The organism is Actinocorallia sp. B10E7 (genome assembly GCF_039871655.1).
Lineage (GTDB): Bacteria > Actinomycetota > Actinomycetes > Streptosporangiales > Streptosporangiaceae > Actinocorallia.
On record NZ_JBDPLZ010000008.1, the window covers coordinates 256,740 to 279,171 of the forward strand.

Annotated in this window: 21 protein-coding genes; 10 read left to right on the plus strand and 11 right to left on the minus strand. The window is 70.7% G+C overall.

Going from position 1 to position 22,432, the window contains the following annotated elements; translation table 11 throughout:
• Position 1 precedes the first annotated feature (1 nt).
• Positions 2 to 538, plus strand: a complete 537-nt coding sequence (locus tag ABGB12_RS26655; RefSeq protein ID WP_347682231.1) for a TetR family transcriptional regulator — start codon at positions 2 to 4, stop codon at positions 536 to 538.
• A 121-nt stretch (positions 539 to 659) separates the two neighbouring features.
• Here the strand turns inward: ABGB12_RS26655 and ABGB12_RS26660 are convergent, their stop codons facing one another.
• On the minus strand, positions 660 to 1,055 hold the full coding sequence (locus ABGB12_RS26660; RefSeq protein WP_347682202.1) for a MarR family transcriptional regulator: 396 nt from the start codon (positions 1,053 to 1,055) through the stop codon (positions 660 to 662).
• Between the two features lie 86 nt (positions 1,056 to 1,141).
• On the opposite strand from ABGB12_RS26660, the gene ABGB12_RS26665 reads away from it, so the two are divergent.
• Positions 1,142 to 2,608, plus strand: coding sequence for an MFS transporter (locus ABGB12_RS26665; RefSeq protein WP_347682203.1), 1,467 nt, complete (start codon positions 1,142 to 1,144; stop codon positions 2,606 to 2,608).
• An 85-nt stretch (positions 2,609 to 2,693) separates the two neighbouring features.
• Here the strand turns inward: ABGB12_RS26665 and ABGB12_RS26670 are convergent, their stop codons facing one another.
• Positions 2,694 to 3,260, minus strand: coding sequence for a nucleosidase (locus tag ABGB12_RS26670; RefSeq protein WP_347682204.1), 567 nt, complete (start codon positions 3,258 to 3,260; stop codon positions 2,694 to 2,696).
• Between the two features lie 31 nt (positions 3,261 to 3,291).
• A complete protein-coding gene (locus ABGB12_RS26675) occupies positions 3,292 to 3,801 on the minus strand; it encodes a PaaI family thioesterase (RefSeq protein WP_347682205.1) in 510 nt (169 codons plus the stop codon).
• A 180-nt stretch (positions 3,802 to 3,981) separates the two neighbouring features.
• Here ABGB12_RS26675 and ABGB12_RS26680 point away from each other — a divergent pair, with 180 nt between their 5' ends.
• Positions 3,982 to 5,682 (plus strand): adenylate/guanylate cyclase domain-containing protein, encoded by a 1,701-nt coding sequence (locus ABGB12_RS26680; protein WP_347682206.1) that lies wholly within the window; start codon positions 3,982 to 3,984, stop codon positions 5,680 to 5,682.
• 6 nt (positions 5,683 to 5,688) lie between these two features.
• Here the strand turns inward: ABGB12_RS26680 and ABGB12_RS26685 are convergent, their stop codons facing one another.
• Positions 5,689 to 6,924, minus strand: coding sequence for a hypothetical protein (locus tag ABGB12_RS26685; RefSeq protein WP_347682207.1), 1,236 nt, complete (start codon positions 6,922 to 6,924; stop codon positions 5,689 to 5,691).
• 212 nt (positions 6,925 to 7,136) lie between these two features.
• On the opposite strand from ABGB12_RS26685, the gene ABGB12_RS26690 reads away from it, so the two are divergent.
• Positions 7,137 to 7,502 (plus strand): hypothetical protein, encoded by a 366-nt coding sequence (locus tag ABGB12_RS26690; protein WP_347682208.1) that lies wholly within the window; start codon positions 7,137 to 7,139, stop codon positions 7,500 to 7,502.
• Positions 7,503 to 7,576: 74 nt separating this feature from the next.
• On the opposite strand, the gene ABGB12_RS26695 is transcribed toward ABGB12_RS26690, so the two are convergent.
• Genes ABGB12_RS26695 through ABGB12_RS26705 form a run of 3 tightly spaced genes read right to left on the minus strand, consistent with a single transcriptional unit; the run spans position 7,577 to position 14,671 of the window.
• Positions 7,577 to 11,794, minus strand: a complete 4,218-nt coding sequence (locus ABGB12_RS26695) for a TIGR02680 family protein (protein WP_347682209.1) — start codon at positions 11,792 to 11,794, stop codon at positions 7,577 to 7,579.
• Entirely contained in the window at positions 11,791 to 13,119 is a 1,329-nt protein-coding gene (locus tag ABGB12_RS26700; RefSeq protein ID WP_347682210.1) for a DUF2398 family protein, read from the minus strand. Before ABGB12_RS26700 ends, ABGB12_RS26695 begins: the two co-directional genes overlap by 4 nt.
• A gap of 1 nt (position 13,120) precedes the next feature.
• Positions 13,121 to 14,671 (minus strand): TIGR02677 family protein, encoded by a 1,551-nt coding sequence (locus ABGB12_RS26705; RefSeq protein WP_347682211.1) that lies wholly within the window; start codon positions 14,669 to 14,671, stop codon positions 13,121 to 13,123.
• Positions 14,672 to 14,779: 108 nt separating this feature from the next.
• Here ABGB12_RS26705 and ABGB12_RS26710 point away from each other — a divergent pair, with 108 nt between their 5' ends.
• Positions 14,780 to 15,472, plus strand: coding sequence for a DUF2786 domain-containing protein (locus tag ABGB12_RS26710; protein ID WP_347682212.1), 693 nt, complete (start codon positions 14,780 to 14,782; stop codon positions 15,470 to 15,472).
• A 9-nt stretch (positions 15,473 to 15,481) separates the two neighbouring features.
• Complete coding sequence (locus ABGB12_RS26715) at positions 15,482 to 15,790, plus strand: hypothetical protein (RefSeq protein WP_347682213.1); 309 nt, start codon at positions 15,482 to 15,484, stop codon at positions 15,788 to 15,790.
• 6 nt (positions 15,791 to 15,796) lie between these two features.
• On the opposite strand, the gene ABGB12_RS26720 is transcribed toward ABGB12_RS26715, so the two are convergent.
• Positions 15,797 to 16,366, minus strand: coding sequence for a hypothetical protein (locus ABGB12_RS26720; RefSeq protein ID WP_347682214.1), 570 nt, complete (start codon positions 16,364 to 16,366; stop codon positions 15,797 to 15,799).
• A gap of 82 nt (positions 16,367 to 16,448) precedes the next feature.
• Here ABGB12_RS26720 and ABGB12_RS26725 point away from each other — a divergent pair, with 82 nt between their 5' ends.
• Entirely contained in the window at positions 16,449 to 17,411 is a 963-nt protein-coding gene (locus tag ABGB12_RS26725; protein WP_347682215.1) for a DUF2786 domain-containing protein, read from the plus strand.
• Positions 17,412 to 17,455: 44 nt separating this feature from the next.
• Complete coding sequence (gene lepB / locus ABGB12_RS26730; protein ID WP_347682216.1) at positions 17,456 to 17,998, plus strand: signal peptidase I; 543 nt, start codon at positions 17,456 to 17,458, stop codon at positions 17,996 to 17,998.
• Between the two features lie 16 nt (positions 17,999 to 18,014).
• On the opposite strand, the gene ABGB12_RS26735 is transcribed toward lepB, so the two are convergent.
• Entirely contained in the window at positions 18,015 to 18,587 is a 573-nt protein-coding gene (locus tag ABGB12_RS26735) for a hypothetical protein (RefSeq protein ID WP_347682217.1), read from the minus strand.
• 35 nt (positions 18,588 to 18,622) lie between these two features.
• Entirely contained in the window at positions 18,623 to 19,576 is a 954-nt protein-coding gene (locus ABGB12_RS26740) for a hypothetical protein (protein WP_347682218.1), read from the minus strand.
• Positions 19,577 to 19,815: 239 nt separating this feature from the next.
• Here ABGB12_RS26740 and ABGB12_RS26745 point away from each other — a divergent pair, with 239 nt between their 5' ends.
• On the plus strand, positions 19,816 to 20,670 hold the full coding sequence (locus ABGB12_RS26745) for an RNase H family protein (RefSeq protein WP_347682219.1): 855 nt from the start codon (positions 19,816 to 19,818) through the stop codon (positions 20,668 to 20,670).
• An 86-nt stretch (positions 20,671 to 20,756) separates the two neighbouring features.
• Positions 20,757 to 21,170: a DUF4259 domain-containing protein gene (locus ABGB12_RS26750; RefSeq protein ID WP_347682220.1), complete on the plus strand. Its 414-nt coding sequence runs from the start codon at positions 20,757 to 20,759 to the stop codon at positions 21,168 to 21,170.
• Positions 21,171 to 21,215: 45 nt separating this feature from the next.
• Here ABGB12_RS26750 and ABGB12_RS26755 read toward each other — a convergent pair whose 3' ends face one another.
• The gene (locus ABGB12_RS26755) at positions 21,216 to 22,193 is read right to left on the minus strand and encodes a hypothetical protein (RefSeq protein ID WP_347682221.1); all 978 of its coding nucleotides are present in this window, start codon (positions 22,191 to 22,193) and stop codon (positions 21,216 to 21,218) included.
• Positions 22,194 to 22,432 lie beyond the last annotated feature (239 nt).

Consider the following 22,432-nt stretch of genomic DNA (forward strand, 5'->3'; position numbering starts at 1 on the left):
GCTGCACGAGAAGGGGTACGACCGCACCAGCGTCCGCGACATCGCGACCGCGGCGGGCGTCAGCATGGCCGCCATCGGCTACCACTACGGATCGCGGGAAGCGTTGCTCAACCAGGCGCTCTTCGCCCTGCTCGACGAGGAAGGCTCCCGCACCGGACGCGCACTCGTCCCCCAGGACGGCGACTCCGCGGCGGAGGGCTACGGGCGTATGTGGGACCACCTCATCGAGCAGTTCCACCAGCGTCCGGACGTGTGGGTGGCCTCCGTGGAACTGTTCATGCAGGCGCAACGGCGGCCCGAACTGCGCGCCGCGCTGGCGGAAGGCATCAGCCAGGGATGGCGCGGGATGGCCGGAATCCTGGAGAGCACACCCGAGGAGACGGTCTCCGACCGCTCCGCACGAACGCTCGGCATGATCCAGACGGCGCTGGTGTCGGGCGTGATGATCCAGTGCCTCAGCGACCCGGACAACGCCCCCACCTCGACCGAGGTACTCGAAGGCCTACGCGCCCTCATGAAGATCCTGGACGCCCCTTAGCCGCTCGGAGGGCCGGCCGCCTCGGCGTCATCCCCGCCGACCACATCTGAATCCGGATCCGACGCGATCCCTCTCACGGCGAAGGCCGCTCCCTCCGTAACGGGGAGCGGCCTTCCGGTGTTCAACGGGTGAGGGCCTCGGCGATGACGGCGCGGTGGGAGGGGCGGGCCTTCTCCCAGCGGCGTTCGCCCTCGTCGGTGAGGGCGACGAAAACGCCGCGGCGGTCCTGGGGGCACATGGAGCGGCGGACCAGGCCCTCCTTCTCCAGGCGGGCGACGGCGCGGGAGAGGGCGCTCTGGGTGAGGTGCACCTCTTCGCTCAACTGCTGAATGCGCAGGCCCTTCTCGCCGCCGTCGCGACCGTGCCCCGCCTTGTCGTCGGCGAGGCGATCGAGGATCTCGAACTCACTCATGCCCAGGCCGTGCTCGTGCAGCGCCTTGTCCAGGCGGCAGGACAGCACCGCGACCTGGCGGGCCAGCTCGCGCCACTCCTCCACCTGTTCGCGGACTTCGCTCACGCGCCGCACAATACCATGCGACCGAATCTTATGCACGCGCATTTAATGCTTGCACATTGAATGCGTGTGCATGTAACTTCTGCCCCATGATCTCTCACGGCAGCGTGAACGAGTCCTCTGATACGCGTTCCTCCCAGGCCCGATGGTCACCCCGCCTCTGGGGCACCCTCCTGGTCCTGTGCACCGTCCTCTTCCTCGACGGCCTCGACATCTCGATGGTCGGCGTCGCCCTCCCCGCCATCCAGGCGGACCTGGGGCTCTCCACCGCGACACTGCAATGGATCGTCAGCGGTTACGTCCTGGGCTACGGCGGGCTGCTGCTGCTCGGCGGACGCGCCGCCGACCTGCTGGGCCGACGGCGCGTGCTGCTCGTCGCGCTCGCGGTGTTCGCCGTGGCCTCCGTGCTCAGCGTGTTCACCGACAACGGAACCCTGCTCATCGCCACCCGGTTCATCAAGGGCGTGGCCGCCGCGTTCACCGCCCCCGCGGGCCTTTCGATCCTGACCACGACCTTTCCCGAAGGGCCCGTGCGCAACCGGGCACTGGGCATCTACACCGTCTTCGGCGCCAGCGGCTTCTCCTCAGGCCTGATCCTCGGCGGCCTGCTGTCGGAGTTCGACTGGCGGGTGGTGTTCCTGCTGCCCGCGCCCCTGGCCCTGGCCGCGCTGGTCGCCGGCCACTACCTCATCCCGCGCGGCTCCGAGCGGGACGAGGGCGGCTACGACCTGCTCGGCGCGGTCACCTCGACCGGCGCGCTGCTCCTGCTGGTGTTCACCGTGGTCAGCGCGCCCGACGCGGGCTGGGCCTCCGCGCGGACCCTGGGCTCCTTCGCCCTGGTCGCCGCCCTGGCCGCCGCCTTCGTGGCCGTCGAGCGGCGGGTGGCGCACCCGCTGGTGCGGCTGGGCATCTTCCGCAACAGGCTGCTGGTCAGCGCCAACCTGTCGGCGATGGCGGTCTTCGGCTCCTACGTCGCCTTCCAGTTCCTGGTCGCCCAGTACCTGCAGAACATCCTGGGATGGTCGCCGCTGGAGATGGCGCTGGCCCTGCTGCCCGCCGGGCTGATCGTGGCCTTCTCCGGCTCGACGATGGGCAGGCTGATCACCCGCTACGGGCCGGCCCGTCTGATCACCCTGGGCATGGCGTCCTTCATCGCGGCCTACGCGCTCTTCCTGCGGGCGGACGCCGAGCCCCGCTTCGGCACCGTCATCCTGCCCACCGCCCTGCTGCTGGGCGCCGGCTTCGCCCTGGCCTTCAGCTCGCTGAACTCCCAGGCGACCGCGGGAGTGGCCGACCACGAGCAGGGGCTGGCCTCCGGCCTGGTGCAGACGTCCTTCCAGATCGGCGGCGCGGTGGTGCTGGCCGTCACCACGGCCGTCGTCTCCGACTCCCCCGTCACCCGCGGGGAGATGCCCGGCAGCTTCCGTCCCGCGCTGCTCCTCATCACCGCCGTCGCGGCCCTGGGCCTGATCAGCGCGGTCCGCCACTGGTCCCACCGCTTCCCCGGCGAGGAGGAGGTGCGGGAGGAGGCCCGCGAACTCGAACCCGTCGCCTGACCTTCCCGTCCCGGGAGCCGTCCGCCGGAGTCCGAATCCGTCGCGCGTCCTGCTCCGTCGCCCCGCGGAGCAGGACGCGCCCTCGTCACAGGTGGGTGGTGACCCAGGCGGCCAGGTCGCGGGCGCAGGACTCCACCGAATCCCGCCACGTCATGGCCGCCTCCTCGTCCGCGGTGTCGCTGACGTGCTTGACGAGCCGGACGGGGACGCCGGCGGCACGGGCCGCGGACGCCACCGCGTAGCCCTCCATGTCCACGAGGTCGGCCTGCGCGGCCAGGCGCGCGCGGACCGTCTCGGACGAGACGAAGGCGTCGCCGGTGGCCAGGACCGGGCCCTCGGGCCTCAGATCGAGGGGAAGGCCGGTGGGACGGCCGGTCAGCGCCTCGAGCGTCTCGCCGTCCAGGTCGTGCTGCAGGACCCGGGAGATCTCGTGGGTGCCCTTGATCCCGGGCTTGAGTGCGCCGGCCGTGCCCAGATTGATGATCTCGGAGGGGCGGTGGGAGGCGAGGACCCTCGCCACGGCCACCGCCGCGTTGACCTTCCCCATGCCGGTGAGGAGGAGTGGAAGGCCGTGATTCAGGTGGACCGCTTCCTCCTCGGCGGCCATGACCAGGAGGGGACGGTCAGGAGCGATGATTCCGGTGAGCCGCATACCCGCACGGTAGCGCCCCCGCCCCGCTTCGTCAGCGCTCCCCGAAGAAGTGCTCACGAGGGACCTCCAGGAACAGCGCGGCGGCCTGGACGACGACCGGGCCGTCCGGGGAGCCGAGACGGCCCTCGCCCTGAAGGTAGATCTTGCGGCCGTCGACACCCGTGCACCACGCCTTGAGGTGGACGACGCTGCCGACCGGCACGGGGAGCCGGTAGTCGGTCTCGAGCCGACCCGTGACCGCCATGCGCCCCAGGCTCCAGGCGGCCGTGCCGAGGATCTCGTCCATGGCCGTGGCGAGGAGGCCCCCGTGCGCCAGACCGGGCGAGCCCTGGTGGTCCCCGGTGACGGTGAAGTTCCCGTAGACGGCCTGACCGTCTTTGCCCGTCCGCTCGAACCTCAGCCCGGACGCGTGGTCCTTGCCGCAGCCGAAGCAGCCCTCGTAGACACCGGTGCCCAGGAGGTCTTCCGGGTTGAGGTTCTCGAGCCGCTGGTCCGGCACGGAAGCGTCCGGAGGAGGGGTGGTGGCGGGCGAAGCGGTCATGACATGCCTTCCTACAGATTCCACGGCATATTACTTTCGCGTAGTTGGACAAAAGGAACAGGCATCCTGTGTTGTGCGTCATAGCGTCGGACGCCGTCCACAGAGCAGTCTCTGAATGTGCCTTATCGCTTTCGTCCGGATCCGGGGGGTGCGTAGAGTGACGCGCGGCGGAGGTGACGGGTGAACCGGGATCAGATGGCACAGGGCCTCGACGCCCTGGGGGACGCCCTCGGGGCGAGGCTCGCCGCCATCCCCGGCGCGCCCAAGACCGGCCTCGAACTGCGGGTGCGCTGGCTGCTGGCCACCGTCGTCACCGTCGCCAACGGCATCGGCGGCATCGTCGTACTGATCTTCGTGCTCGTGCTGCTGCCCAACCCCGACGAAGTCGACCAGGCCCACCGGAACGTCGACCTGATCAACCTGCTCGCGTTCCTGGCCTACCCGGTGGTCGCGGGGCCGATCGCGGTGTGGTGGGGACTCAAGGTCTTCGCCCCCGTACGGCGACTCGTCCAGGAACAGAGGAAACCCGACAGGGAACAACGCCACGCGGTCCTCCTCGGCCCCGCGCGGCTCACCCTCATCCAGGCCGTCCTGTGGGGGGTCGGCACCGTGGGGTGGACCGCCTTCAACGCCACCTACGGCCCTCTGATGGCCCTCAAGGTGTCGATGACGTGCCTCCTGGGCGCGATCACCACGATGGCGACGGTGTACCTGCTCGCCGAACGCCTGCTGCGTCCCGCGGCGGCCCTCGTCCTGGCCACGAAGCCCCCGCGCGAACACCTGATGTCGCGCGTGACGACCCGCGCGATGCTCGCCTGGGCGCTCGGCACGGCGGTCCCGCTGCTCGGCCTGGTCGTCATCGCGATCGTCGCCCTCACCGACCCGAACTTCGACCGGTTCGAAGTCGCGCGCTCAAGCCTCGGCCTGGGCGTAGTGGCACTGACGGTCAGCTTCCTGGTGACGTACGAGGCGGCACGGGCCGTCGGAGACCCGATCAGAAACGTCCGCGACGGCATGGCACGGGTCGCGAAAGGCGACCTCGACACGAGCATCACCGTCTACGACGCGAGCGAGCTCGGGCAGTTGCAGGCCGGATTCAACAGCATGGTCACGGGGCTGCGCGCACACGAACGGCTGCAGGATCTCTTCTCCCGCCACGTCGGTAGCGACGTCGCGCAACTGGCGCTCAACTCCGATATCTCACTCGGCGGCGAGGTCAAGGAGGTCGCCGTGCTCTTCGTCGACCTCGCCGGATCCACCAAGATGGCGGCCGAACGCCCCCCGGACGAAGTCGTCACACTGCTCAACCTGTTCTTCGGCGTCGTCGTGGACTGCGTGAACCGCAACGGCGGGTGGATCAACAAGTTCGAAGGCGACGCCGCACTCGCCATCTTCGGCGCCCCCACACCGCTGGAGCAGGCCGGCGGCCACGCCCTCGCGGCCGGACGGGAGATGGCCACCCGACTGCCGCTGGAAGTGCCCGAGGTGACCGCCGGGATCGGCGTCTCCGTCGGAACCGTCGTCGCCGGATACATCGGGGCCGAGCAGCGATTCGAGTACACCGTCATCGGCGACCCCGTGAACGAGGCGGCACGGCTCAGCGACCTGGCGAAGACGGCCTCCCCCCTGCGGATCCTGGCCTCCGCCGAGGCGCTGGAGGACTGCGACCCGCTGGAGGCCTTCCGCTGGGAGGCGGGGCAGGCCGTCACCCTGCGCGGACGCCCCGAGCCGACGCTCCTCGCCCACCCGAGAACGGCCGACGAGCCCGAACCGCCCCTTCCGGAGCTGATGGCCAGGGCCCGCGGCCAGATCAAACGGCGTGCGCGGCTGTTCCCGCTGTTCTCCCTCTTCTCCGCCTCGCAGCGGGACTCCGACTCCTGACCTCACTCAGAAGGACGCGAACCAGCGGACCGCCTTGGCCGTTCCGGCGAGGTTCGAACCCAGGTGAGGCGAGCCCCCGTAGGCCGTGGCGGGCAGCCTGCGCAGAGTCGACTTCAGCCAGGCGTGGCACGAAGTGCTTCCGGCCTGGTCCACCTGCTCGTCGCGGGGCTCGTAGTAGAGGCGGACGGGCACCTCGGGCGCCCAGTTCCGGCAGATCGTATCCTCCTCGCGGAGCGCCTTCGCGAACCTTCCGGAAGGCTTCTCCAGCAACGCGAAGCCTCGTGGGGTGAGCAGTTCGGCCAACGTGTCGGGGAGCCCCTGGAGCATGACCTCACCCGGAGTGGAGCCGTCGAAGTACTTCTCCACACGGCTCGCGTACGGCTGCTTGAAGACCTCTTCGGGACGGTCGTAGATGGAGGCCTTCCAGTTCCAGGAGACCAACAAGTACGACGTATAAGCCACCGCCAGCTTCGGCGGCGTCTTGCCCTTGAGCATCGACGGGAGCAGCACTCCCTGGATGTCGTACGCGCCGCTGATGGGGACGACGGCACGGAGACGGAACCACTTCTTGCCCCTCTGGAGCTCACGGGCCAGACCCAGCGCGGCCGAAGCACCCTGCGAGAAGCCCGTCACGAAGACGTCGCGGCGTGCCGTACGGCCCTTGCGCGGCAGGAATTCGCGGGCGGCACGGAGCATGTCCAGTGAAGCGGTGGTCTCGGTACGGACGTCCATCCACGGGTGCGTACCGGGGCCCACACCCAGCCCGAGGTAGTCGGGAGCCGTGGTCGCGAAGCCTGCCGTCCCATAGGTGAGAGGAGCGCCCTGCACGAAACCGTCCCCCGGAGAGGTGGAGGGGGCGTCAGGGCGGTAGTTCGTCGTTCCATGGGCGTAGGAGACGAGCTTGAGGCGCTTGTTCTCGCTCCTCGGAACGACCAGGAGGCCGCTCGCCTTCGTCGGCTTCCCGTACCCGTCCACCGTCCGGTAGACGAGCCGGTAGGTGTCGACGCCGTACTTGACCTTCTCGGAGTCGAACCCCTCGGTCTTGAGCCGCTTCTTCACCTGGGCGGCGGTGTAACTCTTGAGCTTCTTCGCGGACAGCAGCTCACCCCGCTCCCGCACGGCCCCAGGCTCCTGCCCGGTGCCGGGCTCCCGCCGTTCACTCGCGACGGCCCCTGCCGGGAGCAGCGCCCCCAAGGCGACAGCGGCCGCCGTGACCGCCGCCACTTCCCTCACCGGTCTCATGCGTCCTCCTGGAAGTCGACCGGCCCTCAACTTCCTTCACCGGCCGCCGACCGCACATCACGCCCGGGGCAGGCCCCTCTTCTGCCCCTTCCGGGGGGTTTCCCTCCCTCTCTCGAGCGAGCCGCCCGCCCGAGAGGAGTCGGCGAGCCCACTACCCGGACTTGTCCACAGGCGGTTAAGCGATCTTGTTCGGGACGTCGCATGCTGGCGCCATGGACATCCACCTGACTTTCACCAGGCCGCAGGAGCACGAAGGCCGACAGGTCTGCGAACTCGACCTCTCCGCCGACAAACTCGTCATCGGCGACGGCACCTTAAGAGCATTGGACAAGGGCGCCGTCGTGGGTGAGATCTCCCTCGGAGACCTCGCGGTGATCGACCTCCCGGCCCGCCGCTCCGTCACCGAGCTCCGCAAACGCCACCCCAACGCCTACACCCCGTGGACGCCCGACGAGGACGCCCGCCTCCTCGACCTCATCGGCCGGAACGAGCCCCTGGAGTCCCTCACCGCCCAGTTCGGCCGGGGCAAGAACGCCATCCTCGGCCGTCTCTTCAAGCTCGGCGTCTTCACACCCTGACCGCGCGAGAGGTGGCTCCTGCCCCCTGGGAGCCACCTCTCACCTCACCCGCCCTGCCGAGGCGGCCACGGCCGTCAGTCCTCGGCGAGGGAGGCCAGAAGGCCGGACTCCGCGGGGGAACGGCGGCTGGGCGGAAAGCCCAGGAGGGTCTCGGCCAGGGCGTCGTTGCCGGAGTAGGCGGCGTCGGCGTCCAGGAGGGCGGCGCCGTCCCACAGGACGAGCATGGTGGAGACGGTGTGGGAGGCCTTGTCGCTGTGCATGTCGTAGTGCGCGGCCATCGGGACGGACGAGTAGGAGGCCCACAGGTCATGGCCGGTCATGAAGGCGTCCAGGTCGAACTTCACGGTGAGGCCGAGGAGTTCGGGCTTGTAGCGGTCGTCGATGCCGGCGAACGCCTCGTCGAGCGCGATCATGCGGGGGCAGGTGTCCTTCGCCGACGAGTAGAGGGCGTTGGCCGCGGCGAACAGCGGCAGGTGGATGGCCGCGGACTTCTCACCGCCCGACATCTGCGAGTGCTTGGCGCGGGTCAGCGTGACCTCCTCGCCGTGGGGCTCGGCCAGGCGGAGCTGGAACTCGAACCACGTCCGGTAGTCGACCACCGCCCGCAGCGCCTCCAGGTAGCTCGCCCGGGTGTGCCGGGCGCGGTGGGCGCGGATCATCTCGCGGAGCAGCCCCCTCAGCTCGGCCAGACCGTCGGGGCCGAGCGCCTCCGCGTCCCTGGTGAGCAGGTTCGCGACGGCGCGCTGCCGCTCGTCGAGCTTGTCGGAACGCACCCAGCGGATGCCGACGGTGCTGCCGGTGGACATCGGGCGGGAACGGGTGTCTGCGTCCATGCCGCGCACCAGCTCCCTCGCCAGCTGGACCCTGTCGTGGATCTGCTGGGCCAGGCTGCTGAGCAGCTCGTCCTCCAGGACGGTGCGCTCCCGCTCGTCCAGCAGGAGGCCCTGCTCGACCAGGCGGCCCGCGATCCGGTCGGCGAACGCGGGGACCGGGCCCCGGCCCTCCACGTCGACGACCTGGACCGTGACGACCTCCCCGGCGTCCAGATCCAGGCGGTAGTCCTCCTCGCACTGGTCCAGCGCGTCGCTGAACTCCTTCAACGCGTCGGACATCGCGTCGCGTGTCGCCTTGCGGGCGTTCTCGCCGACCGGGCGGCCCGCCGGGAGCGCGGCGCGGTAGGCGTCGAGGATCTCCGCCGCCGCGGGCGGAAGCACCTCGCGGACCGCCTCCTGCGGTTCGCGGCCCGCGACGATGAGCTCGACGGTGCGGGCGCCGAGTTCCTCGGCGGAGGCCCAGTGCTCCGGCCAGAGCGCGGCCGGCTCGACGCCGAGGACCTGCCTCAGCCCGGAGCGGGTGAACGGGGCGAACGCCGCGAGCTGCTCCAGCAGGACGTCCCAGGCCTCGGCCAGCGCCAGCTCCCCGTGCTCGGCGGCGGCCCGCGCCTTGACCAGCGCGTCGTGCTCGGCCGCGACCACCGCCTCGTGGCGGGCCCGCTCCGCCCCCGCCTCCCTGATCTCCCGCTCGGTCTCCTCGACCTGCCGCAGGATCTCCTTCAGCGAGGAGCCCAGCGCCTCCGTGCGCGCCGCCAGCCGCTCCTCCAGGACGGCCAGCGACTCGCGCCGCTCGGCGAGGGACTCCTCGTCCTCCCGGTCCTGCGCCTCCAGCCGTTCGACGGTGTCCCAGCGCGAGGCCAGGTCCCGTTCGAGTTCCGCGATGTCCTCCCGCTCGCGGGCGAGGAGCTCCCCCGCCGCCACGAAGTCGTCGACCGCCCGCGCGACGGCGGCCAGGCCCTCCTCCGTCGCGGGCAGGTCCCGTTCGGCCGCCGCCTGCCGCACCCGGCGCTCCGCCGTCTCCATCGCGGTGGCGGCCTCGTCCAGTACCCTGCGCGCCGCCGAGGCGCCCTCACGGGACTGCCCGAGCAGCACCGCTCCGCGCTCCACCTCCTTGAGCGCCCGCAGCACCGGCTCGACGTCCGGCAGCGCACGCCGCGCCGCCGACAGGTCGTCCAGCACGCCTCGCAGCCGCTCCTGCTCGCATCGGACGGCCTCCTGCTCCGCCTTCAGCCGTCCGGCGGCCGCGTCGCACGCCTCCAGCCGGGCCCGTCTCCGCTGCGCCCGGTAGGTGGCTCCGATGTACTCGGGCCTCTCCTTGGGCCGGGTTCCCGCTCTCACCCCGAACGCGAACTGCCCGCGCAGGCTGACGCCCGGCTCCGCCGGGTCGTCGCCGTCGACCAGCGCGACCGACGCCAGCACCGCCTCGATGGCCTCCACCGGCACGGCCTCGTGGCTTTCGGCCAGCAGTACGTCCGCCAGCGACCGCCCCCGTACCGGCTCCCCCGGCAGCAGGAACCCGTCCGCCGTCCGGGCCTCATAAGCCCGCAGTGTCTCCTTCACGTCCGGATGCACCCAGGCCGTGAGGATCCCCGCCCCGTCCAGGGCTCCTTCGAGCCCCGCCGCCTCCTCGTCGCTCAGTCCGTCGGCGAACCGCACCAGCTGCCAGAAGGCCGCCCCTTCGCGTCCCTCCCGCTCGGTCCCCGCCGCGACCGGCGGCGCGTCATCCCGCTCCGCCGCGATCTCCGCCCGTTCCTCCGCCAGCCCGCGCAGCCCTTCCGCGACGGCCTCCGCCCGCGCCCTGAGCTCCGCCACCCCTGTGATCGTCTCGGTCCGGAGCTCTTCGGTCAGCTCCGCGAACGCTTCTCCCAGCGTCGCGGCCCCGGGCTCCCCCGCCCGTTCCAGGACTTCCGCCAGCGGCTCCGACGCGATCCCGGTCGCCCCGCCCCATCGGGAGACCCACTCCTTCAGTCGCGCGGCGGCCCGCTCACGAGCCTCCCGCAGCGCCTCCTCGGCTTGCGCGACCTCCTCTTCCCCGCGCGAAAGCCGCTCCCGGGCCTCTCCCAGCCCGTCCTCGGCTCTTCGCCACGCCTCCCGGGCCTTCTCCGACTCCGCCAGGTCCTGGCGGACCTCGGCCACGTCCTCCCGCCGCACCGCGGCCCGGGCCCGAACCGAGTCCAGCTCTTGCCTCCACCGAGCCTCCGCGGCGTCAGCGGGCCCCTCCGTGTCCCCTTCTGGGGAGTTCTCAGCCCGCACCGCGCGGAACGAGGCGGGTTCGGTGTGGATTCGGGCGGTGTGGGCGGCTTCCGTGAGGTCGGTCCGGTGGTGGGCGAGGGCGGTGCGCCTGGCGGTGAGGCGGGTGGCGGCGGACTCGGCTTCGGCGCGGAGGGTGGAGGCGTGGCGGCGGGAGTTGGTGAGGCGGGCCAGTTCCTTCGTCAGGTGGTCGGTGGTCTCGGTGATCTGGTGGCGGAGGTGGTCCAGGTCGGACTGGGCCTGGTAGGCGTCGTGCTGTTTGAGGGTCTCCAGGCGGGTGGTGAGTTTCGTCAGGTGCTCGGCGGCGGTGTCCCGGGACAGCTCGGCGGCCTGCTTGGCGGCGGCGGCCCGGGCGGCCTCGGCGACGGCGCGGCGCAGGGCGGTGCCATGGGTGACGGCCTGGACGGTGCGGGCGTCGACGCGGTCCAGGTGGAAGCGGGTGTGGACGCGGAGGTACTCGCGGTAGTGGTCGAGGAAGACGCGGACGGCGTCGTTGGCGTGGCTCAGGTCGTCGTGGAGCCGCTGGACGGCGGCGAGGTTCTCGAAGTCGCGGGCCGCCTGGTCGACGAGCGCCTCGTCCACGGGGCTGAGGCCGGACGTCAGGGTGGCGGAGACCTTCGCGGGGTCCAGGTCCTTGGCCAGCAGGGGGCGGCGGAGCGCCAGCAGCAGGTCGAGCAGCTGGTTGTAACGTTCGCGGCCCAGCCCGAACAGGCGGTTGTCGATGAGCTCGCGGTACTCGGTGGCGGTCTTGGCGTACGAGCCGGGCTCCAGCGCCTCACGGAGGCGGCGGTCGGTGAGGGGGCGTCCGTCCACCGTCAGGAGGCCGAAGTCCACGCCCAGCCGCTTGGACGTCACGTAGAAGGAGGTGACGACGCCGTCCCGGTGCCGGTGGGCGCGCAGGCCGATCACCAGGGTGACGGTCTCCCCGGACGGGGCGAGGAACTCCATCCACACGTAGCCGTGCTCGGACTCCTGCCCCCGGTACAGCAGGTTCGACTTCATGGTCCGGTTGTCACCGGAGAACGGGTCGAGCCGCCGCGCGTCCGCCACCCCGTCGAGCACGAACGGGAACAGCACCTCCAGCGCCTTGGTCTTCCCCGAGCCGTTGTGCCCGCGCAGCACCAGCCGCCCGTCGGCGAAGACGAACTCCTCGTCGACGTAGTCCCACAGGTTGATCACTCCCGCGCGCGAGGGCTTGAAGCGGGTCATGCGGGTGTTTCCTCCAGGCTGAGCTGCCCCCGCTCGGGGAGGGCGAGGGTGATGTTGCGGTAACGGAAGGCCGCGGGGAGCACGAGGACGCCGCCGGGCGCGCGGCGGAGCAGCCGCAGGTCGGAGAGGAACGCCACGGCGGCGGCGAGCAGGCCGGACGGATCGGACTGCCAGACGCCGGTGAAGGACGCGGCCCCGAACTCGGCGTACAGCTCCTTGATGACCCCGTCCAGCCGGTCCTGCGGGACGAACCACAGCTCTTCGGGCTGGGCGGGGGTGAGGGCGGGCCTCGTCTCGGGCGGTGTCCAGGCCAGGCCGGTGACGACGCCGTGCTCCGGCAGCGCCGCGTCGATCCGGGCGAGCAGGCCCTCCCCGGCGGAAGCCGCGGAGGCGTCCGGGAGGGCGAGCCTCTCCAGGCCGCCTTCCTCCACGAGGTCGGCGATCGCGGCCAGGATCAGCCCGGCCGCCCGGTTCACCGCCCCGCCCTGCCCGGGGAACGGCCGGTCGGTGAACCGTCCGGACGCGTCCGCGAGCATGACCCCTTCGGCACGGCACTCCACGCCCAGCCCGGTGAACCGGGCGAGCTCCTCCGCCGCGCGGGGCAGGACCTCGGCGAGCTCGGGCCGCACCTCGGAGAAGTACACGACCGGATGCTCCACGAGCAGGCGCCGCGCCTCGCGCATGACGTCCGGCATCCCGGTGTGCAGCAGCCCGGCCGCGCTCGTCAGGTGCTGGACGGGACGCGCCGGCTTGAACAGCACCGTGCAGATCTCGTGGTCGATGTCGTAGAGCGCGTCGCCCGTGCGGTCGTCGCGCGCCCACGCCTCCAGCGAGCCGTCCGACAGGCGCAGCGCCCCGTGGTCGACCAGCCAGTCGATCGCGTCGACGAGCGCGGCCTTGTGCGCGGCCACGGTGGGCTCGAACCCCAGCCCTTCGACGCCGTTCGCCATCGGGGTGACCAGCCGGACGAGGTCAGCGAGGCTGATCTCCACCCGGGAGCGCTGGAACGTCGCCAGCACCAGGCACAGGTACGCCAGCCGCCGCCGGTCGAACGGCTTGCGGTTCTTGGCGAACAGCTGCCCCTGCGTCGCGTCGAAGGCGTCGAGGCTCCGCACCAGCCGCACCATGTGCGTCGTCGCGATCAGCTGGTATCCGAAGAGCTCGCGGAAGTCGTGGACGAGCCGGTCGGACCAGGGCAGCACCTGGTCGAGCACCCCGGGGCGGGGCCGCGTCGCGGTGATCAGATCCCGGGTCAGGATCTGGCGCACGGCCCGCTGGTAGTCCCCCAGGTCGGCCGGTTCCACCGGGTCGGGCGTGTCGGTCACGTCAGCCGACCTCCAATCGGAATCCGGGAAGGTGCAGTGTGCCCGCTTCGGTACGCACCGTAGACCCCGCCTCTGACGGAATGAGCCTGAGCTCCACGGCGTCGTCCGCGCCCGCCCCGTGGGAGACCCTCCCGGCGACGACCGTACGGGCCTCCAGCGCCCTGGTCAGCAGTTTCAGGACCACCCGGGTCTCCGCCTCGTCCAGCACCCGGTCGTGGGCTCCCCGCCGGACGAGCGACGCCGCCGCGCGCTTGTCCACGGACCGCTGCTCGAACTGCGTCTTGCGCAGCTCCGCCCGTATCCCCCGGTTGACCTTCACCGGCTGCGGCAGCCCCTGGGTGGGCGCCTTGCCCGTCCGGAAAAGGCTGATGGACAGCTCGATGCCCGGCGCGTCCCACCAGCTCGCCCGCGAGGAGATCTGCTCGTCGTCGTCATGTGCGCCCCCGAGGTGTCGGGCGGAACGCAGGTTGAAGGCCGCGGACATCAATGCGTGCGCGGCCTCGTCGTCCGGCGTGCGGAAGACCCATTCGGCGAGGTGGCGCAGCTGCGTGGAGCGGTTGACGCCGCCGCGCTGCGCCTCGGTGATCTGCCTCAGCAGCGCGATGACGGCCGAGACCGCCGTACGGGTGGCCTCGCGCAGGTCCACGGCCTTGGAATCCTGCGGGGAGAACCACTCCCGCAACGACGCCCAGCGCCGCTGCCAGTCCTCCATCTTCTCGCTGGTGAGGAGGAACAGCCGCTCGTCCGCGTCCGCCGCGCGCGACAGCAGCGTGTAGACGCCGGTCTCCTCGACCTCCTGGACGGCTTCGGCCAGCCGGGGAAGATGTCTGTCGAGCTCCGTCATGAAGTCGCTCATGTGCGTGAGCAGGGAGTTCTTGTAGGCGAGGAACGTCTCCGCGGACGTGTCCGTGGAACGGATGATCTCGCCCAGCGTCACGTGGAACTGCGCCGACCGTCGCGCCATGTCCTCCATCGCCGCGTCCAGGCGGCTGATGCGCCGGTACACCTGGTCCCGGTCGCCGTCGCGGTTCGCGACCGCGAGTGCCCTCAGGTCGTCGAGGACGTCGGAGAACACGAGCTTCGAGAGGTTCGCGTCCCGGGCGCTGGCCGCCAGCACCTGCTCGACGGCCGTGTAGGCCCGGTACCCCAGTTCGCTGAACTGGTAGACGGACTGACGGTTGCGGTAACGCGCGAGGCTTCCCGCCCGAGACGCGTCCTCCAGCCTGTGGACGACCCCGTCTTCCGCCAGCGCGTCCAGCCTGTCCCGCAGGCTCCGTTCGTCGAGCCTGTCCCACGTGCCGCCATCCCCCTCGCCGAGGACTCCTTCGTGCGCGATGACGAGTTCGTTCAGCGCCGCCGCCACCTGCTCCGTGTGCACACGCACCTGGTGCACCGAGCGGAGCCTGTCCATCGCGCGCAGCACCCACAGGTACGCCAGGTGGTCGTCACGCCGCGTGAAGTTGAACAGGCGGAACCGTTCACTGATCGCGAGCTCGTTCAGTCCGTCACGTCCGCTTTGCTTCCCCGCATCAAGCGTGCCCCGAGCTTCCACCCGTCAAGGGTGCACCATCTCCGCACGTGGTCGTGCTGACTCCGGGCAGGCTGGGCGGCGGCCGAGAGTGTCGGTGGAGGGTGGGAGGGTGAGGCCATGGATCAACGGATGCTGGGAAAGGTGCGCGCTCTGCTGCAGAAGGCGGAGTCGACCGAGTTCCCGCAGGAGGCCGAGGCGCTCACCGCGCGGGCCCAGGAGTTGATCGCGCGCTACAACCTGGACGAGGCCCTGGTGGAGGCGGGGCTCGGCGGGACGCGCCCGGACGGCAGGCCGGTCGCGGTCACCCACCCCTACGCGGGCCCCAAGGCGATGCTGCTGCACGTGGTGGCCGAGGCGAACCGCTGCCGCTCGGTGTGGCACCGCGAACGAGGGGAGGCGACGGTGCTGGGCTTCCCCTCGGACCTCGTCGCGGTGGAGTTGCTGTTCACGTCCCTGCTCGTCCAGGCGACGTCCGCGATGCTCCAGGCGGGCAGCCGGCAGGACGCGTCGGGACGGTCCCGGACGAAGTCCTTCCGCCATTCGTTCCTGTCGGCGTACGCGCTCCGCATAGGCGAACGTCTCAGAGAGGCGACGGAACGCGTGGTGAAGGAGAACGCGTCAGCCGATCTGAGCCCGGTCCTGGCGTCCCGCAACGCGGCGGTGGAGCAGTCCGTCGCGGAGCTCTTCCCCAAGCTTCGCCGCTACCGTGGCGGCGCTCCCACCAACACGGACGGCTGGCTGCACGGCCGGGCCGCCGCCGATCAGGCCGCTCTCGGCCACGGTGAGCTGTCGGACCGGCGGCAGGCCGAGGGACGGGGATAACATCGAACCGTGGGTAATCAAACGAACACCGGGAACTACCTCCGTGTCTCGCTCGACCTGATGGTCGAGGTCACCGACACGGAGGCGCTGCAGAACGCGGCACTCGCCGATCTGCGGGCACGTGACCTGGACGCCGAGGAGCGGGAGGCCCAACAGGACCAGATCATCGCCGACGCCACCGGTGCGACGGCCCTGCGCTGGCTGATCAGCCCGGACGACATCCTGGGGCTGGTCGACCGGATCCTGGAGATCGACCCGGTCGAGGCGGTCCTGGAGATCAGCGAGTCGGAGGGCGTGCTCTCACCGGAGCAGAGCTGACGGGCGTCAGGCCCGCTTCAGCCTCCACACGGTCTTGGAGACCAGGTCCGCCCGCTTCACCGTCTGCCGGATGGTGAGGGTCCTTCCCTTGCAGGTGTAGCCGGCGGCGCGCGGCACCACGCCCATGTCGCCGTTGCGGCGCACCTCGCGGGGCACGTTGAGCTTCTGCACCACCATGCCGGAGGTCACGGTCAGCGTCGCGTCGCCCTTCGCGCTCTTGGGCTTGCCGATGATCCGGCCCTTGGCCGAACCGGTGATCTTGTTCTTGATCGTGAGCTTCTTGGTCAGCGACAGCGTCGCCTGGGTCGGCACGCCCTTGACGGTGCCCGAGCCGACCAGCGGCTTGGAGCCGGTGAAGTCGTAGGTGGCCTTGCCGTCCTTGGCGAGCTTGAGCTTGATCCCGCTGCCGCCCTTCAGCGCGAACTTCAGGTTCTCGCTGTCCAGGTCCGCGTTGGCCGAGGTCACCTTCCAGGAGCCCGTCCAGCATTTCGGCGCCGCGGTGGCCGCCGTGCCGGTCATCGCCACCACCGTCGCCGCACCGAGAATGAATGTCCCGGCCGCTGCCGCTGTGCGCATGTCGTCTCCTCAACGTGTCTTGTTCCCGGCGCACCCTAGGGCAAAGCGGATGGGCAGAAAAGAGCAATGAGACCATGAGTTCGTGGACGGTACGGAGCAACTGATCACCGCGGCGATGGACGCCCAGTTCACGGACGACCTGCGGAGCCGGGACACCTCCATCGCTCTTCTGTCGGCGGACGGCGCGGCCGAAGGGCGGCTTCTCGCCGCGTTGGAACGCGCGGTCCGCGCCGCCGCGGACCGCGGCTGGCAGCCGGAGGACCTCCGCCGCCACCTCACCCGCTTCCACTCGCCCGCGCACGCCGCCCTGCTGGACGCCGACGGGCTGGGCGACCGCGACCGGCTCACCGCCGTCAGCCGGCTCGTCGACGTCCTGTGCGAGCTCCGCCGGCTGCCGAAGATCGCCGTGCTCTCCCGTACGGCGGCGCCCGCCCACCCCGCTCTCGAACGCGTCCGCGCCCTGCTGGCCAAGGCGGAGTCCACCCAGTACCCCGCCGAGGCCGAGGCCCTGGTGGCCGGCGCCCAACGGCTGATGACCCGCCACAGCCTCGACCAAGCGGCCCTGGAGGCTCCCGGCGACGCTCCCACCGGCGTCCGCCTCCCCGTGGAGGGCCCCTACGAGGAGGCCAAGGCCACCCTCCTGCACGTGGTCGCCGAAGCCAACCGCTGCCGCGCCGTCTGGCAGTCCGACCTGGGCTTCTCCACGGTCCTGGGCTACCCGGCCGACCTGGAGGCCGTGGAGCTCCTCTACACCTCTCTCCTGCTGCAGGCCGACACCGCGATGCCCAAGAACGGCTCGAAGAAGCGCTTCCGCCAGAGCTTCCTCACCTCGTTCGCCCACCACATCGGCGAACGCCTGGCCCGGGCCGGCGAGGACGAGGTCACCGAGGACCTCCTCCCCGTCCTGGCCCGCCGCGACCAGGCGGTCGACACCGCCGTGGAACGGCTCTTCCCCGCCGCCAGAACCGTGCGGGGCCGCAGGATCCAGGACCTGGACGGGTGGGAGCAGGGCCGCCGTGCCGCGAAAGAGGCCGATCTGGCCTGAGCCCTTTATTCACCCGTTACGCTCGCACGATCTAGGGTGGGCCCGTGACCTCTGCACCGCCTAAGAAGTCGTTCTTCCGTGAACTGCCGTTCCTGCTGGTGACGGCGGTCGTCCTCGCTCTGTTGATCCGTACGTTCGTCGTGCAGTCCTTCTACATCCCCTCCGGGTCGATGGAGAAGACGCTGCACGGCTGCGAGGACTGCACGCGCGACAGGGTGCTGGTCGAGAAGCTCGGCTACCACTTCGGCGACCCCGAGCGCGGCGACATCATCGTCTTCCACGGCACCGGCGACTGGCCCCGTGAAGACCTGATCAAGCGCGTCATCGCCGTCGAGGGCCAGACCGTCGAGTGCTGCGACGCCGGCCGCGTCACGGTCGACGGCAAGCCGCTCGACGAGCCCTACGTCTACCAGGACGACCACCGCTCGTTCGGTCCGGTGAAGGTCCCCGAGGGCATGCTGTGGGTGATGGGCGACCACCGCGGCGGCTCCGCCGACTCGCGTGACAACGGGCCCGTCCCGGTGAGCTCGGTCGTCGGCCAGGCCCGTGTGATCATCTGGCCGGTCCCTCGCTGGAACTGGCTCTGACCGCCTCCCCGCGGCGTCAGCGTTCGAACCACCAGTGGGTGACCTCGCGTCCGCCCTCGGAGTCGAGCCTGACCGTGCGCTTCAGATGGAGCGCGGCGGACGTGCACGTGTAGGCGACACGTCCGACGGGGACGATCGTCGCCTGTTCGGTGCGGACGAGCGGGGCGACCTTCTCCGTCCGGCTGGACCGTTCGGGCTTCCTCTGCACGGTCTTCACCCGTGCCGTCCCGGTGGCCGTGGAGCGCTTCACCGAGACCTTCCCGCCCTTCCATGACGCCTTGTGCCTGAGCACCTGGCGGTAGAGGGCGCTCTCCGCGATCGGCACGCCGTTCGTGCGGCCGCTCGTCACGAGCTTCGCGGACTTCACGAAGTCGTACGTGAAGGCGCCATCGACGGCGATCTTCACTTTCGTCCCGCCCATGCCCTGGGACTTCAAGGCGGTGTCATAGACCTTCGACACCGCCTTCTTCTGGTACTTGGCGAGCTTCCAGAGCCCCACCTGGCATTTGGGCGCCGCGGTGGCCGCGGTGGCCGGAACCGTCACCGCCATCGGAAGCAGCGAGAAGACCACCACGGCGCGCAGCATCATGCGTTCTCCTTCAGCGGACCCGCTTGGGACGGGCCTCACGACGACGCAGAAGAACTTAGCGTTTCCGAGGGACTCAGGGCTTGGATCTTGCTCTGTCCGTACCAGAGGACGGACAGGAGGACGGCCGCGACGGGCCACGCGTTCAGTTCGTTGGGGGGCACTTCGGTGATCCAGCCCTGCAGGACGATCCCCGCGTACGTCGCGGCCACCGTGAGCAGTGCGCCCACGACCGGCACCTCCGGCAGGAACCGGAACGCCAGGTCGATGGTGACGGCGCCGGCGAGCAGGAAGAACGGCATCGCCGAGTGCGGGAAGTCCATGACGTCCAGGAGGAGGCCGGAGACGACCCGGTAGGCGAGGTAGGCGGCGGCGATGCTCGTCGCCGTCCACCGCATCCCGACGGTGCGGCGGGCGAGGACGAGGACGAAGATGGTCCCGACGGCCGTCCACAGGGGGTACACCCAGAAGGAGACGGGCTGCGCGAACTTCTCCACCATCGCGGTGTCGACGGGGCGCTTCATCTGCTCGGCCGCGAACTTCAGCAGGCTCGGCTCGGCCTCCGGGCTGCCTGCCAGCCAGGCCTTCAGTCCGTAGACCCCGTACTCCTGGTGAAGCGCCGGGAAGTGCCAGTTCTCCAGGAAGAAGGCGAAGAAGACCGCCCGGGTCACTCCGCTGGAGACCTTGATCAGGCCGATGAGCATGAGCGCGGTGCCCAGGTAGAGCAGCGCGTGCGAAGGGCTCCAGCTGGTGATGTCGAGGCCGTTGACCTGGTGGTTCACCACGTCCACCGGAATGGCGATCATGAAGATGGCCATTCCGGTCTCGATCAGCCGCTTGGCCGTCTTGTCGACGCCGAAGCCGGTGTACCAGTGCACGCCGACCAGCACCATCGCGATGACCGTCCCCGCGCTGTTCAGCAGGTGCGGGGGCGCGAAGTCGTCGCGCAGCCATTTGAAGTGCCAGGAAACGTCCCAGGACGATCCCACCATCTTTAGAGCAAACGCGACAATCCACGCTCGATAGAGCAGTGAAGCCAGATCTTCCGGGGTGGGGCGCCCGGGCTTTCCCCTGGTCAGGCTACTGACCGAAACCTGCTCAAACATGGGCGCAATAGTGCCGCTATCTGGGCTCTTGTGACAATGGTGAACTTCCCGGGAACTCCAGGCGTCAACCCGTCGTCAGATGTCACATACGCCCTGTAGGGAGGTGAGAGCGCTTGTCTCCTCGCATGACCGCCACCCAGTTCCGCTGCCTCCTCGCGTGCCTGCCCGACCCCCTGACCGCGCGGGTCGTCCGGCTTCAGCGCTACGTCCTGGTCTCCCTCGACTGCACCGGATGCCAGGAAGTGGGAGTCCTCCTCAAACTCGCCCTCCTCTCGGCCCGGGCGGGAGACCTCCCCGCCGCCGAGACCGTACTCCACCTCGCCGAGCGCACCCTGCGCGCCCTGGCAGGCCACGACCATACGTTCGCGCCGCCGCGCATCACCCGCCTCCACCGTCCCCGTCCCCGGCCCGCGCGGAGCGCCGCTGCTCCGTCGCCCGGACCGGCCCTGGCGGGGCAGGTCGCGCGCTGGACGGGCACCCGGCCGCTGGTCGCCGCCACCGACGCCTCCTGGAAGCGCGGGCACGGCGGCATGGGTTTCCTCACCACGGACGGCCGCTGGGGGATCGGCGACTGGAAGGTGGGCCCTCAGGACCCCACCGGCCCCTCGAAGATCATCATCACCGAGCTGCGAGCGGTGCAGCTGCTCCTGTCGACGGTCGAAGCGCGCGTCGAGATGACCGTCCTCATCGACAGCCTGCCCGCACTGTCCTATCTGTGGCGCTGGCAGTCCGGGGACGTCTCGGCGCTGCCGCCCGGGTACGAGGCGCCGCATCTGCGCCTGCTGGCCCGCCGGGTCGCCGACCGCCCCCGCCTCAGATTCCAGCACGTCAAGGGGCACAGCGGCCACCTCCTGAACGAGGCCGCCGACTCCCTCGCCGCCATCGCCCGCCGGCGCGCCCCCGGCTTCGACGTCGAAGCCCGCGCCTCCGACCTCGTCGACTCCTTCCTCACCAGCTGGAACCAGCAGATCTCCGCCTGACGGCCCGGCACGGGGTGTGGACGGACCCCCGTCCTGTCAGTGGTGCTCCCTAGGCTCCCCGACAGGACGAGGGTCTGGAGGAGAGCATGGGCGCCTGGGGTTACGGGCCGTTCGACAACGACGGCGGGATGGACTTCATCGGAGAACTCGCCGAACGGCCGGCCGAGGCGGAGGCCGTACTCCGCGAGGTGATGGCCGGGGCCAGGGAGACGGACTACCTGGACCGGGACGACGCCTCGGCGGCGCTCGTCGCGGCCTGCCTGGTGGCCGACAGGTTCTCTCCCGGGCTCATCACCGACGTCAACGGACGGGAGTACGCCGACCGGCTCGTCTTCGCCCCGTCGGAGGAGCTGCGGGAGCTCGCGGCAGGGGTCTTCACCCGCGTCTACCAGCCGGCGGACAACGAGTGGTACGACCTGTGGGACGAGGCCGACGCCCTGCCCCTGGTCCACGCCGAGCACGACCCGTTCCAGCTGGCCCTCGCCCCGCGAGGGAGGTGAGTGCCGTCGTCTCACGACGATCCGCCGCCCGCCGGACCGGGGAGCTCAGTAAGGAGAGGTCGGCTGCGGGGGCTTGAGGGTGGGCCACCAGGCGGCCAGATCGTCGCGGTGATAGGTGGCGTCCAGGGCCAGGGAGCCGGGGATGAGCGGGAACCTGCGCCCCGGGGGCCAGGACTGCGGGTGGGACTGCGGGTCCAGGACCACGACCCGGGTGTCGCCGAGGACGGAGATGTCGGCGGGGACCCCCTCGTTCCAGATCTGCTCTCCGTGCGCGTCGGTCAACCGCCACCAGCCGGTGACGGGCGGGGTGCCGGGTTCGACCTCTCCGGTGGTGAAGCAGCGGACCCAGCGGGGGTCGGGAGGCGTACCGGGCAGGGAGCGGCCGACCAGGGCCGCGGCCAGCAGGGTGTGCAGCTGGAAGTTGTCGCCGACGCCGTGGATGGTGACGGACCAGCCCTGCCGCGTCGGGCGGTCCAGGATGAGGAGTTCCTCGCCGTCCAGCATGCGCCGCAGGTCGCGGACGTGCTCCAGGTCGGGGCAGTACTCCACCGCCCGGTCGACGATGTCGTCGTGGTCGCGGACGGCCGCGCGGGTCGCCGGCGAGTAGGTCAGCAGCGTCACGGCGCTCTTCGCGAAGTGCGGAAGGGCGTACCAGCACTGCATCGGGATGCGGGCGCGCTCGCCCATGAGCTGCCTGGCCCGCTCCCAGATCCGCTGGTTCGGCCCCTGCGCGGGGTCGGGGAGGTCCGGTCCCCAGGCCTCCGCGAACGTCACGGCCCCCGCCGCGATCCCGCTGAGCCGTTCGACGACGGGAATGCCGTCGACGTCCACGCCCTTCTCCGCCAGTGATCCGGCCAGGGCGGCGAGCCAGCCGCCCCGCTGCGGCATGACCTCGGCCGACGCGTCCACCAGGAGATGGGCCGCCGAGATCGCCTCCTCCGGCCCCGCGGCCCCGATCTCCTGTCTGGCCTCCCGCAGACTCTGCCCGAAGTCCGCTCCCCCGCCCCGTGCCGCTTCCACCACCCGTTGACAAGTATGAAGCAACATAAACATCAATCTACTAGGGAATAACGCCAGCAATTGGACGAACCCCCTACCCCAGCAGGGAATCCCCCCTTTACCGACACCTCCAGGCGCCTCGAAGTTCACGTCCGCCGCGCCCTTCCGGACCGTCCCGTGACGCACCAAGGGCCTGCCGCACGCCCTCCCCCGGCACACGGGCCCCGGGAATCCCGCAATGGCCCGTCACCGCCCACCCGCGA

Bases quoted from the DNA above. Each gene is read 5' to 3' on its own strand.
- ABGB12_RS26665 (WP_347682203.1), top strand. From the start codon at position 1,142: ATGATCTCTCACGGCAGCGTGAACGAGTCCTCTGATACGCGTTCCTCC.
- ABGB12_RS26670 (WP_347682204.1), bottom strand. From the start codon at position 3,260: ATGCGGCTCACCGGAATCATCGCTCCTGACCGTCCCCTCCTGGTCATG.
- ABGB12_RS26675 (WP_347682205.1), bottom strand. From the start codon at position 3,801: ATGACCGCTTCGCCCGCCACCACCCCTCCTCCGGACGCTTCCGTGCCG.
- ABGB12_RS26685 (WP_347682207.1), bottom strand. From the start codon at position 6,924: ATGAGACCGGTGAGGGAAGTGGCGGCGGTCACGGCGGCCGCTGTCGCC.
- ABGB12_RS26690 (WP_347682208.1), top strand. From the start codon at position 7,137: ATGGACATCCACCTGACTTTCACCAGGCCGCAGGAGCACGAAGGCCGA.
- ABGB12_RS26695 (WP_347682209.1), bottom strand. From the start codon at position 11,794: ATGACCCGCTTCAAGCCCTCGCGCGCGGGAGTGATCAACCTGTGGGAC.
- ABGB12_RS26710 (WP_347682212.1), top strand. From the start codon at position 14,780: ATGCTGGGAAAGGTGCGCGCTCTGCTGCAGAAGGCGGAGTCGACCGAG.
- ABGB12_RS26720 (WP_347682214.1), bottom strand. From the start codon at position 16,366: ATGCGCACAGCGGCAGCGGCCGGGACATTCATTCTCGGTGCGGCGACG.
- ABGB12_RS26735 (WP_347682217.1), bottom strand. From the start codon at position 18,587: ATGATGCTGCGCGCCGTGGTGGTCTTCTCGCTGCTTCCGATGGCGGTG.
- ABGB12_RS26740 (WP_347682218.1), bottom strand. From the start codon at position 19,576: ATGGTGGGATCGTCCTGGGACGTTTCCTGGCACTTCAAATGGCTGCGC.
- ABGB12_RS26745 (WP_347682219.1), top strand. From the start codon at position 19,816: ATGACCGCCACCCAGTTCCGCTGCCTCCTCGCGTGCCTGCCCGACCCC.
- ABGB12_RS26750 (WP_347682220.1), top strand. From the start codon at position 20,757: ATGGGCGCCTGGGGTTACGGGCCGTTCGACAACGACGGCGGGATGGAC.